A 13213-nucleotide genomic window follows, 5' to 3' on the forward strand; every position below is an offset into this window, starting at 1 on the left:
GGGCGGGAGAGGCCCTTCAGCTCTCCCGCCCCCGATGCGGCGCGCCTTAGACGAGCAATCCGGCGGCGACGCCGATCCTTGCGGCCCTTACTGAGCCGAACCGTAGATGGCCCAGTCCAGCGTCCCGGCATCCGGGTTGCCGCCCTTGAAGGTCGCGATCAGCTCGGCGCGGCCGCCGTCGGCGACCGTGGCGTCCTTCGCCGCCTGGAAGCTGGCGAAGCCGGCCAGCTGCCACAGGGGCTTCTTGCGGCTGTTGATCGCCACCGACTTCAGCAGGGAGACCGAACCGGCCGCCGTGGCGATGTCCTGACCGCTGATCAGGCAGGCGGCCGAACCCGAGGCGTTGACGCCCGAGATATTGGCCACGCCGACGTCGAGCGTGATCGAGGTGCCGAAGTCGTCGAAGTGGATCGTGGAGTGTCCGTCGAAGCGGGTGTCCCAGCCGACGTAGCCCAGCGAGACGATGTCGTTCTGGGCGGCGTCGCCGGTCCAGTAGTCGCCCAGGATGCGGCAGACCCGGCCGTTGTTGAAGAAGGGGTCGACCAGCGAACCGGCCATGCCGTTCAGGGCGTTGTGGGCGGCGCCGAGGATCGCACCGATGAAGCGAGCCATGAGGGGTGTTCCTTGTCATCTTGCGGCCTTTCCGGGGTCCGCTGCGCCGGGGCGCGAAATCAGGGGGTGGGCCGCCCCGGTCAGGGACGGCCCGGTTCAGTCAGCCGATCAGGCGTTCAGGTCCTTGACCTCGATCCCGGCCACGCCCTCGTCCCAGCCACGGACGGCGCCGTGTTCGGTCTCGTAGTAGGCGTAGGGCCGCTCCGACTTGTCGCCGCGCGGCTTGATGGTGGCCGTGTGGATCTCGCGGGCCTTGTACTTCATGGCCTGGTCCAGCCAGACCGGCAGGATGAACACGCCCGCCGCGCCGGCCTTCTGGTTCAGGTCCTCATCCAGCACGAACTCGAAGCCCAGGAACTGGGTGATCTCGCCGCTCTCCAGACGGCGCACGGACTGGTAGTCGCCCGAGGTCACCGGGATGGTGGTCAGGAGCTGGCTCAGGTCCTCGGTGCGCACCGCGATCTTCAGCTTGGCGCCCGGCAGGACGCTCGCCGCCCGCGTCTTGCGGATGATGGCGCGCACGGCCAGCAGCTTGCCCAGCGTCAGCGGCAGGTCGCCCGACGCCGGCAGGGCGGTGCCCTCCTGCGCATGCAGATACTTGCGCGACTGCACGCCGATGATCTTGCCGGTCGGGAAGTTCAGCGTGTTCTCGCCGCTCTCGCCGATGCGGACCGGGGCGAAGAAGCTGTCGCGGATCTTCTTGTCCATGTAGCGCATCTTGCCCGCGCGCATGGAGGCCATGACTTCGTTGGTCGGGTCCTGCAGCTGGTGCACCTTCTGGATGCTCTCGATGAACTTGCCGTCGTGGAAGCTCTCGAACGCTCCGACGCGGCGCGTCATGTCCAGGATGCCTTCGGGGCTGTCCGGCACGACGGTGTCGATCTTCTTCGGGTCCGAGGTCCCGATGGTGTCGATGTTGAACAGCTTGCCCGGCTCGGAATAGGCCAGGTCGGCATCGACGTGGGGCAGGTACACGCTTTCGCGCACCTGCGGGGCCATGTTCAGATTGGCGCGGAAGCCCTGAACGTCGGCCTGGGTGATCTGTGAATAGTCCATGGGCGCACGCCCTCCTGCATTCGATCAAAAAGATGGCTCTGATCGGCTGCAGTCTCGGTCCGCGCCCCGAAGGGGTGGACCGTGCGTGCCTGGCGGTCTCGCCCGCCTGGGCGTCCCTTCCGTGATCCGGCGCTTTCGCGGTCTCCGGCGGAGAGAATGATTGATGGCTGCACTGATTTGGAGCCGAGGTCAACGGCTCTAGTGTGTCACCGCGCTGTCACAAACAATTCACGGCATAGCTGTGGCGGATTGTCTGTCGCCGGAGCGAATCAGCGTTATCTAGGAAGTTGCCCGGCTGGTGATCAGACCGGCCGGGCATCAACACCAACCGTCGGAGACCCGTCGATTAGAGTCGTCAGCAACATCTGGAGCCTACTCCAGAGACGGGTTTGGTCAACGGGTTTCCGACAGATCACATAAGGAAACTGTTATATGGCCGTTCACATTGTCTCTTACGACCTCAAGGCTCCCGGTAGGAACTACGACCCCCTCTGGGCTCGCCTTCGCGAGTTCGCATTCGCAAAGCCGCTCGAAAGCTTCTGGCTCATCGACACCACTATGTCGGCCGCTCAACTCCGGGATGACTTGCTGAAGCACATCGACAAGAACGACCGTCTGTTTGTCGCCAGGATGGCCGGCGAAAGCGCTTGGTCCGACACCATCAGCCAGACGGTCAAAGATTGGATCTGGCAGCGTTTCCCCCGCGGTTGAGATGATCGGGCGGCGGCTTCGGCCGCCGCCCCTTTCATCAGCCGGGCTGATCCGGCCGCTTCTCACCATTTTGCTGAGCCAGAAGCCCGGCGCGCTCGGCCAGCACGGCCTTGTGCTGGGGATGGTTGCGATTGTTCAGCGCCGCCATCTTGTCGGCGTCGCCGTAGAAGGCGTTCAGCGCCGCCGTCGCCGCCTTCGGCGTGAGCTGCGGGGCCTCCGGCAGGGCCCCGCCGCCCCCCGGCGTCTCAGGCTCGGCCATCTTGCCGATGGCGTGGGCGAGGACGCGGGACAGGGTCAGGTTCGACGCCAGCGAGGTCTCTAGATCCGCGGCGGCCTGTTCGTCGATCTGGCCGCCCATGGCGTCGCGGATCAGCTTGCCGATGGCGCGTCGGTTGCCTTCGGCCGCCGCGCCCCATTCCTTGGTCAGGGTTTCGGTCGTTTCCTTCGTCGTGGCCGCCAAAGCCGCCGCATCGGCCTCGGCCGCCGCCTTGCCCAGCGTGTTTAGCGTCTCGACGACGGCGTTCATGCCGGCCTGGTTCAGGTTGGCCTTGCCGCCCAGCTCGCGCAGCACGCCTTCCAGCGCCGGGGCGTCCGTGGCCGCTTCGGCCGCCAGCTCGATCTTGTAGTCCTTGACGTCCGCCGGCACGCCCAGGGCGGCGTAGATCGGCTTCCAGTCCTCGGGCGCCTGGTCCTGCGTCTTCGTCGGGATCCGCAGCAGTTCGTTGGCCGGAACGCCCTTCAGCTTGGTCAGGTGCGCGTGCGCCTGCGCCAGGTCGTCCACGGTCTTGTAGCCCCGGAACAGCGGGTCCTCGGCCAGGGCCTTGGGCAGGCTGTCCTGCCAGGGCTTGGCCTCAGGGACCGGGGTCGGACCACCCTCCGGCGTCGGGTTCGGCTGCACCTCCGGTGAAGGTGTCGGCGTCGGAGAAGGTGACGGCGACGGCGTCGGCGCGGGTTCGGGAGTCGGGGTGGGTGTAGGATCGCTCATAGTCTGCTCCTTCAAGCGTTTGCGTCAGCCCGGCCGCCGCGACGGCGACAGGGTCGAAGCCGGCCAGGTTGGCCATGGTCAGCACGGCGTAGCCGCGCCCGTTCTTGTGGTTGTTCTCCTCGGGGCTTTCGGCCCCGCGCGGCGCGCCGATCTCGCCGATGCTGGCCAGGGCGTGCAGCAGGACGACACGGCCCATCGCCGTGCCGAACGTCCGCCGATAGGCCTCGCGGATGGCGTCTTGGTCGCCCAGCCGCACGTCGGCGATCAGCCGCGCGCTGTCGAACCCGCGCGCGGGCTCCAGCTCCGGCGTGTCCTGCGGCAGGGCGTCGGTCACGATGAGAACCGAATGCCCCAGGCGTCGAACGCCAGCAGCATCGCCAGTTCATCATTCGGCTTGACGAACTGGTGCATATGGGTCGTTCGCATCAGCCGCTTCTTCAGGCGGCTGGGCGTCTGCGGCGGCGGGGTTTTGGACAGCTCGGGCTTGCTCAAGGCCGGTCTCCTTCTACGCGGCCATCCGGGATGGCGGGCCGGCGTTCTCGATCGAGGCGATGCCCTGGCCGGCGTCGCGCAGCGCGGTCGCCTCGGCGGTCATGGTCTCGTTTTGCTGGGCTTGCGCCGCCGCCTCGGCGCGCTGGGCGGCCTTCTCGGCCACGGCGGCGCGGCTGTTCACCATGCCCGGCGCATTGCCCAGGCTGTCGTTGACGGTGCGCAGGGCCTCATGGACGTTGACGATGTCCGCCGCCGTCTCGTCGAACTGGGCCGCGGCCTTGGCGGCGTCGAACAGGCGCAAGGCGCCGTCCACCTGGGTCCGCATCTGCGCCTTGGCCAGCGGCCCGGCGTAATCCCAGTCGACATCGACGCCCGACAGGGCGGCGGGCGGCGGCGACACCAGGTCTTCCTCCACCAGGGCGTCCAGCCCTCGGTCCGCGCCCTTGCCGAACAGGTCGCGGTCGAACGCCGGGACCAGATAGCTCAGCGCGCGGGTGCGCAGGTCCCGCCGTTCGAAGATTTCCTCGGCCGTGACGTTGGCTGCGTCTCTCAGCTTGGTGAAGTTGCCGAAGAAGACGGTTTCGATGTTGGTCTGCAGCGCGGCGCAGCGGCGCTCGGCCCAGCTGGGGTCGCCCGCGATGTCCGCCTTCTGGATCGCGTCCCTCAGGCTCTGGAAGCCGAGGTTGACGGGGTCGTAGATGTTCACCGCCCCCGGCCGCCGGTCCAGCCGGTTGCCGAACAGGCGGGTGGGCGCGAAGGTGACAGGGTCGTTGATCAGGTCGATGGCCCGTTCCATCCCGCCCGAGAAGTGGTTCAGGGCCATGGCGTCGGGCAGGGCGTCGAAGCCCAGCCCGGTGCAGTAGGGCGCGCCCTCCCACTCGTCCATGCCCGCGACCTGATAGGGGAAGCTGTCGTAACCCTCCTCCTTCGCCTCAAACCAGTCGTGTTCGGGCAGCAGGGTCAGGCTGGCGAAGGGCTTGTTGGTGGCGATGCCGCCCGACACGCCGCCCTGGCGCGGCTCGACGACATGCAGCACCGGGATCTCGGTCTGCGCCTTCTTCGCATCCTCGGCCAGCTCCCTGATCTTCGGATGCTCGAGCGCCTTCGGATAGTCCTTGGCCAGCCGCCAGACGGGCGTGCGCCAGCGGCGGAACATCGTGTCCACCTCGCCGGCCTCGTTCTTCAGCCACCAGCAGGATTTCAGCGGCATGTGCTGATAGCGTGGGCCGAAGCCGCGCTTGCGGCCCGTCCACTGGACGCAGTTGCCGAAGGCCAGGAACTCCAGGCCACAGCGGACCGTCGCGGCCACGAACCCCGATTGGGGCAGCAGCATCGCGTCGAACATCTGCCAGCGCAGGGTCTCCAGATAGTCGCGACTGGCGTCGTCCAACTCCAGCTCGCGCCCGTCCGGACCCCGCGTCCAGACCGCCCGCCCGGCCAGGGACATGCCCCGGTTCACGTTCGGGTTCAGGAAGGGCTGGGAGGTGTCGATGGCGTAGGCGACGAACAGGGCGGCCGCCTGTTTCAGGTTCTGGCGCGGGACGTTCGTCACCACGCGCCGCGCCCGCCGCACGACCGGCGACGTCTGGGTCACCGTGAAGTTCGTGGACGGATAGAAATAGTCGCTGACCATCTGCCAGCCGGGCTCGAACGCCCGACGCTGGGTCTGGGCCTCCTCCCATCCGTTGCGGATGTTCCGGCTGCGCGGCGAAACGGTCGGCGCGGCGACGCTCATCCGCCGATCCCGGTCAGGGTGGCGGCCGGCGCGCCCGTCGCGGCCTCGGCCACGGCCTCCGACAGGAAGGTGGACTGACGCCCGCCCTTCTTCAGGCGGTTCTGGCGCGCCTGGTCCAGCCGGTTGGCGACATCGGCCGGATCGACCGGCTTCGGGGGCGCGACGACCTTCTGACGACGGAGAAAGCTCATGCTCGCACACTGGGCGCGGCGAAACCGGGGGTGGACGGGTCAGTCAAAGACGACTTCCACCACGTTGCTGGTCCCTGGGTCGTTCAGACCCATGGTCGGCAGCAGCCCCGCGCGATCCTCGATCCCTTCGCCGCCCAGGCACATGTATTCGCAGGCCTCGCCGACCGAGCTGTATTCGTTCTTCTTGGCCGAAGTGGAGGTGACGTTGCCCTTCTTGGGGTAGTGGAAGCCGCCGTTCAGGGCCGTGTTCAGCCAGACGCAGGCCGGATCGACCAGGAACCCGCCGCGCCGCTTCAGCGGCCGCGCCAGGGCCGTGCGGCGCAGCTTGGTGTCGTTCGACGGGGCGGGCGCGGCGGTGATCTTGGTCCGCTGCTGCAGCTCTCCGATCCACGACAAGCTGCGGTCCAGCGTCGAACGGCTCTTGCCGGCCGGGTCCGCGACGATGATGGCCCGCTTGCAGCGCGGAAACCGCGTCTTCATCACCGTGGTGATGGCGTCGGCGAAGCCGATCACGTCCAGCTCGCCGTCCGGGCTGTCCTCGGCCACGATCTCGGCGAACACCCGCCACTGCCCGAACAGGCTGCGCTGCCCGAACACCGCCGCCCCCTTGAAGTCCACGTCCACCCCGATAACGACCGGCAGTTCGGGGTCCGGCTCCAGCGCGATGGTCGAGACGTGCGAAGTCTCGTCAAACGACGGATGCACCGGCTTGCCCATCCGGCCATAGGTCAGCTTGCATTGCAGCAGGCGCCGAACGTCGTGCTCCTCCATGTCGCCGGCCATGGTCCGGTAGTACTGGGGGTCGATCTTCCTCAGGTTGGCGACGTTTTCGGCCGCCGGGTGGAAACCGTCGGCCGTGTCCGGATTGTAGCCGGGCGGCTGCTTGTGAAGTCGGAAGTTGGTCTGGGGCGCGCTGTAGAACTCCTTCTGGAACCAGCTACCGATCGTGGGCGTGTTCGCATCGCCCCAGAGGCCGCGATAGGCGGGCTTCTCCGGGTTCTCCGGCCGGTCGTCGGGCTCGGGGAAGCGGCCGGCACGATTGGTGCAGTAGGACAGGATGCTGGCGCTCTCGTGGGTGTCCACCTCCGGCAGCCAGAAGGCCGTGCATTCCTTCCCCCGGAAGAACTCGTCTAGATCGACGTCCTGCACGGCCCGGAACCGCACATCCATCTCGACCGGGCCGAGGCCGTCCGGCCCCTTCCCGAGCATCTGCAGGACATGGTCGGCGGGATCGCCCTTGGCCCCGTTCCACTTCGCCCGCGTCCCCACCCCGGTCGCGCCCTCGTGCGCCTGGGCCAGGGGCAGGTCGGTCTTCTCGATATAGGTCTTCTTGTAGCTCGGGATCACGCTGTCCCAGGCGATCCGGTAGGTCGGGCAGACGACGTAGATCTTGGCTCGACGCCAGCCGTCGCGCGGACTAGGGTGCTGCCAGAGAGCAGTCCGGAGACACCGGCGCGATGCGGCAATCGTCTTGCCGCCCGCCGTTGGCCCCACAATGAAAACACGGCGCGTCTGGTCGAACTCGAACAAACGCGCGACCGGGCCGCTGAAGCCCCAGGTCCGCTGCTCGACTTTCGCTTCCGAGGACAAACCGTTTCCCTGACCCTGACCCGTTTCGACGAGGTCAGTTTCGCGGTGCCGAAACGGGGGGTGGACGGGGCTCTGGGGCGAGAACCTGCCGGACGCAGACCCCACCTGAAAGCCGAGGGCGCCCGAAAACGGGGTCGGGGGGTCGCGAGGGGGGCGGGGGGTCCGGCGGGAGGGGGTCGGGCCTCTGATTTGCGGTCAGAGGTTGCAGGGGACACTAGGCCAGCAAGATCAGTGGCTTAGGCGTCGTCAGGTGACTTGGGTTCGGTGACTTGCTTGGCGTCGTCATCGCTAACCGATTGATATTCCAGCAGATCGGGCGGCGTGTCCCACTCCCCTGCCCCCTGGCCGTCGCCCGCCGCCGTCCCGGCCTCCATGGGGATTGCGACATAGGTGTGCGTCGGCACGTCCCCAGGCGCGGCCTCCTCCTTCTGGCCCCGCTTCTGGTGGATGTACGGCAGCAGATCGGCCCGCTCCCGCTGCATCAGCAGCCACGCCTCCTTGCCCTCGCAGCCCAGCATGGCCGCCAGCCCCCGGGCCTTCACGGCCATGGCCATCATCAGGTCCCCGCCCGCGTCGCGCAGCTCCTTCGCCGTGACCAGGCCGATCTGCGCCGACTGCTGCCCAGGCGTCATCCCGCCATAGACCGCCTCGACGTACCGCTGCAGGTCGCCCGATCGCTTGTTCCCGGATCCTTTCGGCCGGCCCGGCCCCCGCTTCACCGCCGGAGCGAGCCCCGGCAGCGCAGGGGTATTCATATTTGCACCCTATTTTATTGGGTTCTGGCGGGTTCTTCGCCGGGTTCTATGAATATTCCCGCCATTATTGGCCTCTCGCAAGGTCAGAACCCTTAGAACCGCAGAACCCTATACATCCTCGCCTATGTGCGAGATCGGCCCATTTCTCTCGCGCATGGAGCCGCCGCACCCGGTTCTACGGTTCTACGGTTCTCCCGGCGTCGATGTGTTTGAAGTCGCTGGCGAAAGCACAGAACCGTGATCAGAACCACAGAACCGTCTCGCCCCTGGTCCCCTGACCCGAGGCGCAGCGCCTGTTCTCGCTAACCGGGGCAGGGTCGGGGATGGACCGAACCCTACTTAGAGCGCCCAGGGTGAGGGTCTGGGCGGCTTCGACACTCATGCGGAGCCCACGCGCACCGCGCCCAAGCGGGCGCTGCGTGGGCGCTCGGCCAGGCCTCGCTGAAGAGATGCGGTGCATCGCCTGGTCGGCGATGCGGAAAGGCCCGCCTGCAAGCGCAGACGGGCCTTTCTCGGATCATGCCTCGCCGCTGGCGCGGCTCAGGTCTAGGCCGCCATCGCCATCACCACCTCGTCGTCATGCGCCAGCGCCTCGGCCAGCGAGATGAAGACCCCCGAGGCCTTGCGATCCAGCCCCTTGTCGCACTTGCCGGGCTCCCACAGGTGCCTCGGCATCTGCCGCAACACCCCCAGCCAGGGTCCGGGCGCGCCCTTCCGGCCCGCCCAGGGCGTCCCCACGAACAGGTCGTTGAGCCCCGGATGCTTGGCGGGAATGAAGAGGCGGGCGTATTTCCACGTCTCGGGGTTCGGGGCGCCGTGGGCGTCCTTACCGAAGCTGATGGCCATGCCGAACAGCCTCAGGGTGTCGGACGGGTTGAAGACGCTGTCCAGCTGTTTCATCTCGCTGTCCCGCCACTCCAGCAGGGCCGCGCCCACCGACTTCTTCGACAGGGTCCTGAGCGTGTCCGGCTGCGCCTCCAGCAGGTGCATGAAGCACCGTCGCCAGGTCTTCTCCTTCCCGCTCGTCTCGGTCAGGGTCTGGGGCGCCAGTAACGCCACCCATTCGGCCAGCTCGGCCTCGTCCGGCATGGTGTCCCGGATGGCCGCGTGATGCCCGGCGGCCAGCGTGCCGAAGGTGTCGGCGGCCCGGTCCGAATGCCCGCTGTCGATCAGCGCGGCCCGGAAGGCGTCGATCAGCTTGTCCCAGCGCGGCCGGTTCCCCTCGATCTCGAACCAGACGACCAGGCGCCGCAACAACTGCGACCCGATCTGTGACACCGTCTTCGCGTCCTTCAGCCCCAGGGCCGTCATCACATCGACCGGCTTCTTGCCGTCCACCACGACGGGCTTGACCCGCTCGCGCAGCATCAGCACCGCCATGCGGCTGGCGTCCTGGGCGTCCACCGGCGGCATGGCGATCGAGGACATCAGGAAGCTGCTGTTCACGCTGAACTCCTGCCCCACCCCGTCCTTGCCGCCGCGCTGCATCTTGTCGCCGCTGTAGGCGACCCGCGCCAGCTCCAGGATCTTGTCCGTCGTCCGCGTGTCCTCCTTGGCCTCCATCTCGTCGACCAGGACCGCGACGCTGTCCTGTTTGACCTTCTGATAGATGCCCGCCTGCGTCGTGTTCGACGTGGCCAGCAGCGCCCCGTTCATCAGCAGGCGGAACAGCTTCTGCAGGGTGGACTTGCCCGCCCCTTCCGTCCCCGTGACATAGGCCACCGGCCGCTGTTCCAGCGCCCCGCCGACCATGGCCGACATGATCCAGCCCAGCGCCAGGCGCGGGTCCAGCTGCGGCCGCTCCCACTCCCACGACTGCAACCCTTGCAACAGGATGTCGCCGGGCGATCCCTCGCCCTGGGGCACGCTGCCCCGCGCCGGCCGCCCGATCTTCGGCCGCCCCGGATAGATGTAGCGTCCGTTGGCGCCCGGCGGCTTCCACTTCCCGTCGATCCAGACCGCGTCCCCGGCGTGATAAATCAGGCCGCCGTCGTCCCCGCGCCAGGCCCCGCGGCCGCGCACCCGGTCCTCCAGCTCGAACGTGCCCATATAGGCGCAGGCCGCGAACAGGTCGTTGCGCGCCTCGTCCGCCTCCCACCCCTTCACCGTCCACGGATCGCCCTTGCGCTTGGGCGCCGTCAGGCGCGGCCACGCCCATTCCAGATATTTCGGCCGGCCGCTGAACAGGCTGGCGATATTGCCCTTGCCCGCGTTCTCGCCCAGCACCGCCACCTCGCCCAGGGTGTCGAGGAAGAAATACGTCGTCCCCGACAGGGTCGCCAGCTTGCCCAGCGGCGTCACCGGACAGTTCAGCGGCAGGCCCGTCTGATAGCGGCTGAAGCCCTGACGCCATTGCCCCGGCAGGACCTCCTCGGTCCCGCCCAGCGGCCGTTCGATCTCCATGGCGTCGCCGCGCATGGGGTCGGCCAGCGACATCTCGCGCAACACCTGGGTCAGGGCGGCCTCGTCCTCCTCCTCGAACGAAGGCAGGGCCGCGCCGATCTGCTCGATAGGATCGTCAATACTCACGCCGCCGCCCCCATCGCCCAGCTATTGAAATCGTCCACCCCTGGCGGCGGCGCGACGACCTGCACCGGTCGCCCCTTCGCCATCGCCCGCCAGTGCGCCTCGACGCGCTCGAACGCCTTGACCGCCTCGGGCTTGTCCCAGTCGTTGTCGCGCAGCAGAACCACGGCCGACGCGCACTCCGGCCACTCCAGCAGGCCCATCAGGCTCAGCGACCCCGCCGCCCAGACGCGATAGTCCGACCGCGCGATGGCCACGGCCTCGCTGGTCTCGATCCCCTCGCCGATGGCCAAGGGCCCTGTCACGCCCCGTTTCGCCGCCGCGCCCGGCGACAGGTTCGAGGGGCCGGAACTCAGGCGGATCGCCGCCCCGGCCGCCGCCCCGATCATCGTCTTGTGCCGGCCGTTCGCCTTCCTCACCGGGTCCGGGCCGCTGCCGTCCGGCTTCAGCCAGGTGCGATGCAGGGCGACCAGCTCCGGCCCCTTGGTCATCGCCGAACACATGACGTTCCGCCACTCGAACACCTCGCCCGTCTCCGGATCGGTCCATTCGACGTGGTCGGCCCAGCGGAGCGCGCCTGGCTGGTGCTTCAACCGCTCCAGCGGCAGGCGCCGCACCTCGCGCAGATAGAACTCGGCCGGCGTCCCCGCGATCGGCGGCAGACCCAGCCAAAGCCCCTTCAGCGCCCGCGCCTTGGCGGCGGCCAGGGCGTCCTGACGGCTGGCCTCGGCCCGCGCCTCCCGCTCGCGCCGCTCGCGCGCCTCAACGTCCTCGGCCAGGGTCCGCACCGTTCCCCGGTCCCAGCCCAGCCACTCCAGCGCCCACCAGTAGACGTCCATCTTCCCGGCGGGGCGGGGCCGCGCCCAGAACTGGATCATCCCGAAGATGTCGCCCTGGTCGTTCGAGGCGTAGTCCTTCCACGCCCCGATGCGGCCCGGATCAGTCCAGATCACCAGGCTGCCCGGCCTGTTGTCCTTCCGGTTCGGGTTCAGCGGGTGCAGCAGACCCTGGGTGTCGGGCTTCCACTGGATGCCCAGGTCCTCGACCAGATTGCGGATGCGCGACTGAAGCTCTTCCTTCACGCGGTCCCAGCTGTAAGGGAGGGGTCGGGGAGCGTTCACAGCACCACCCCGGTCGCCGCGTCGATCTTCAGGCCGTGCAGCGGGCAGGTCTGGATGCCATCATCGTCAACGCTGACCGAACCCATGGCGAAATGCTGATGCGGGCAAATCCAGCCGCCGGCGCTGTCCACACACTGCTGGCCGGCATGAGCCGCGCACAGCGCCTGGACCTCCTTCGTCGATCCATAGCGGTACGGGATCACTGACCTTGCGCAGCGACGACGTTTCCAGATTACGGGCGGATGCGGGACGATCTGACTCTCGCCGCTGGCCCAGGTGTTGCGAACGAGCGGGCTGGCCTGACACTGCGCAAAGCCATCTCGTCTCGGCGATGAGACGCCGTCGAAATCCCGCTTCGTCAGGAACCTCGGATCAACGTGGTAGTGTTGGTCGAAGAAGTTGAAGAACTCGGCGTCGGCGTGGCGCGGCAGAAACACCGGCCAGTCCCGCACCTTGCCGCAGTACTCATAGCGAACAGTCGGCACGAGATAGTATTCGCCCTGCACCACGGGCATCTTCAACTGGGTCACGCGCTGAAGCTTGCTCACCACTGGCTCAACTCCTGATCCAGCCGCGCGCGCAGCTCCGCGCTCAGCGTCTCCAGCTCTTCGTCCAGGGCGGCGTCGTCGTCCCGCGCGTCGGCCAGCCCCTCGACGTGGAACCGCACCGTCGACTTGTCCAAACCCGTCGCCGCCGCCATGGCCGACAGGTTCACGTCCCCCTCGGTCACGGTCAGATAGACGGCCAGTTTGCGCGCGCGCGCCACGATGCGCGGCGGCGTCGCCCGCGACCCGGTCACCGTGGCCACCACGGCCGGGTCGGCCCCCGTCCGCCCGGCGGCCAGGGCGCAGGCGTGCGGCCAGATCCAGCGCGCGGTCAGCTGCGCCGCCTCGTTCTCCGACACGGCCCGCGCCACGGCGGCCAGGTCGTCGGCCTGCCACGCGCGGCGGCCCTGCCACGCTCTCTGGCGGCGGTCCCGCGACGGCTTCAGCCCGAAACAGGCCATCAGCGCCTCGCGCGCCGCGTCCGGATAGACGGTCTCCAGCCCGGCGAAGGCCAGCCAGCGCACCTCGCCGGCGCAGGTCATCAGGCTGCGCGGCCGCGCCGTCTGCGCCAGCACCAGCACCGCCTTCACATTGCCGTGCCGCACGGCCGCCGCCGCCAGGGCGGTCAGGATCGCCGACCGGCTGGGCGAGCCGACGCGCGGCGTCACCGGCGGCGCGGACAGAGAGGTCAGGGCGACCATGCTCACCCCTGCCTCCCGACGCGGTCGGTCCAGTGGCGCACCAGGCCGTCATCCTCGCTGACGATCTCGTCCTCGCCGTCCGGTTCCCCATCTTCCGGCTCCAGGTCCTCGGTCCCCGCGTCGGCCGCGTCCAGCAGGTCGATCCCCGCCTGCACGATCAGTTCGACCCAGGCGCGGGGCACGGACATCATGG

The 13213-nt window shown here is 68.4% G+C and carries 15 protein-coding genes; 1 reads left to right on the top strand and 14 read right to left on the bottom strand.

All coding sequences use genetic code 11. The annotated features are described in order from the left end of the window. Positions 1 to 87: 87 nt before the first annotated feature. The gene (locus ACETK8_RS15790; RefSeq protein ID WP_374036782.1) at positions 88 to 612 is read right to left on the bottom strand and encodes a hypothetical protein; all 525 of its coding nucleotides are present in this window, start codon (positions 610 to 612) and stop codon (positions 88 to 90) included. Positions 613 to 720: 108 nt separating this feature from the next. Then, the gene (locus tag ACETK8_RS15795; protein WP_374036783.1) at positions 721 to 1668 is read right to left on the bottom strand and encodes a phage capsid protein; all 948 of its coding nucleotides are present in this window, start codon (positions 1666 to 1668) and stop codon (positions 721 to 723) included. Between the two features lie 432 nt (positions 1669 to 2100). Between ACETK8_RS15795 and ACETK8_RS15800 the strand changes: the two genes are divergently transcribed. Then, positions 2101 to 2379 (top strand): CRISPR-associated protein Cas2, encoded by a 279-nt coding sequence (locus tag ACETK8_RS15800; protein ID WP_374036784.1) that lies wholly within the window; start codon positions 2101 to 2103, stop codon positions 2377 to 2379. A 37-nt stretch (positions 2380 to 2416) separates the two neighbouring features. On the opposite strand, the gene ACETK8_RS15805 is transcribed toward ACETK8_RS15800, so the two are convergent. The 12 genes from ACETK8_RS15805 to ACETK8_RS15860 all read right to left on the bottom strand — a co-directional run bounded on the left by ACETK8_RS15805 (position 2417) and on the right by ACETK8_RS15860 (position 13211). Then, entirely contained in the window at positions 2417 to 3277 is an 861-nt protein-coding gene (locus ACETK8_RS15805) for a hypothetical protein (RefSeq protein ID WP_374036785.1), read from the bottom strand. Then, positions 3231 to 3698, bottom strand: a complete 468-nt coding sequence (locus ACETK8_RS15810; protein WP_374036786.1) for a hypothetical protein — start codon at positions 3696 to 3698, stop codon at positions 3231 to 3233. The genes ACETK8_RS15805 and ACETK8_RS15810 overlap by 47 nt, the downstream gene beginning before the upstream one ends. Next, positions 3695 to 3856, bottom strand: a complete 162-nt coding sequence (locus ACETK8_RS15815; RefSeq protein WP_374036787.1) for a hypothetical protein — start codon at positions 3854 to 3856, stop codon at positions 3695 to 3697. Before ACETK8_RS15815 ends, ACETK8_RS15810 begins: the two co-directional genes overlap by 4 nt. Before the next feature lie 13 nt (positions 3857 to 3869). Next, entirely contained in the window at positions 3870 to 5591 is a 1722-nt protein-coding gene (locus ACETK8_RS15820; RefSeq protein ID WP_374036788.1) for a portal protein, read from the bottom strand. Further along, a complete protein-coding gene (locus tag ACETK8_RS15825) occupies positions 5588 to 5782 on the bottom strand; it encodes a hypothetical protein (RefSeq protein ID WP_374036789.1) in 195 nt (64 codons plus the stop codon). Before ACETK8_RS15825 ends, ACETK8_RS15820 begins: the two co-directional genes overlap by 4 nt. A 39-nt stretch (positions 5783 to 5821) precedes the next feature. Continuing rightward, on the bottom strand, positions 5822 to 7129 hold the full coding sequence (locus ACETK8_RS15830) for a hypothetical protein (protein WP_374036790.1): 1308 nt from the start codon (positions 7127 to 7129) through the stop codon (positions 5822 to 5824). Between the two features lie 479 nt (positions 7130 to 7608). Continuing rightward, a complete protein-coding gene (locus ACETK8_RS15835; protein WP_374036791.1) occupies positions 7609 to 8127 on the bottom strand; it encodes a hypothetical protein in 519 nt (172 codons plus the stop codon). A gap of 546 nt (positions 8128 to 8673) precedes the next feature. Continuing rightward, positions 8674 to 10656, bottom strand: a complete 1983-nt coding sequence (locus ACETK8_RS15840) for a hypothetical protein (protein ID WP_374036792.1) — start codon at positions 10654 to 10656, stop codon at positions 8674 to 8676. Continuing rightward, positions 10653 to 11774, bottom strand: coding sequence for a DUF7146 domain-containing protein (locus ACETK8_RS15845; protein WP_374036793.1), 1122 nt, complete (start codon positions 11772 to 11774; stop codon positions 10653 to 10655). The genes ACETK8_RS15840 and ACETK8_RS15845 overlap by 4 nt, the downstream gene beginning before the upstream one ends. Next, complete coding sequence (locus ACETK8_RS15850; RefSeq protein WP_374036794.1) at positions 11771 to 12322, bottom strand: hypothetical protein; 552 nt, start codon at positions 12320 to 12322, stop codon at positions 11771 to 11773. Before ACETK8_RS15850 ends, ACETK8_RS15845 begins: the two co-directional genes overlap by 4 nt. Next, on the bottom strand, positions 12319 to 13026 hold the full coding sequence (locus tag ACETK8_RS15855; RefSeq protein WP_374036795.1) for a hypothetical protein: 708 nt from the start codon (positions 13024 to 13026) through the stop codon (positions 12319 to 12321). The genes ACETK8_RS15850 and ACETK8_RS15855 overlap by 4 nt, the downstream gene beginning before the upstream one ends. Continuing rightward, positions 13023 to 13211 carry a hypothetical protein gene (locus tag ACETK8_RS15860; protein WP_374036796.1) on the bottom strand — a complete coding sequence of 63 codons (189 nt, stop codon included), beginning with the start codon at positions 13209 to 13211 and terminating at the stop codon, positions 13023 to 13025. Before ACETK8_RS15860 ends, ACETK8_RS15855 begins: the two co-directional genes overlap by 4 nt. Positions 13212 to 13213: the final 2 nt, after the last annotated feature.

This window comes from Brevundimonas staleyi (assembly GCF_041893865.1).
Taxonomy (GTDB): domain Bacteria; phylum Pseudomonadota; class Alphaproteobacteria; order Caulobacterales; family Caulobacteraceae; genus Brevundimonas; species Brevundimonas staleyi.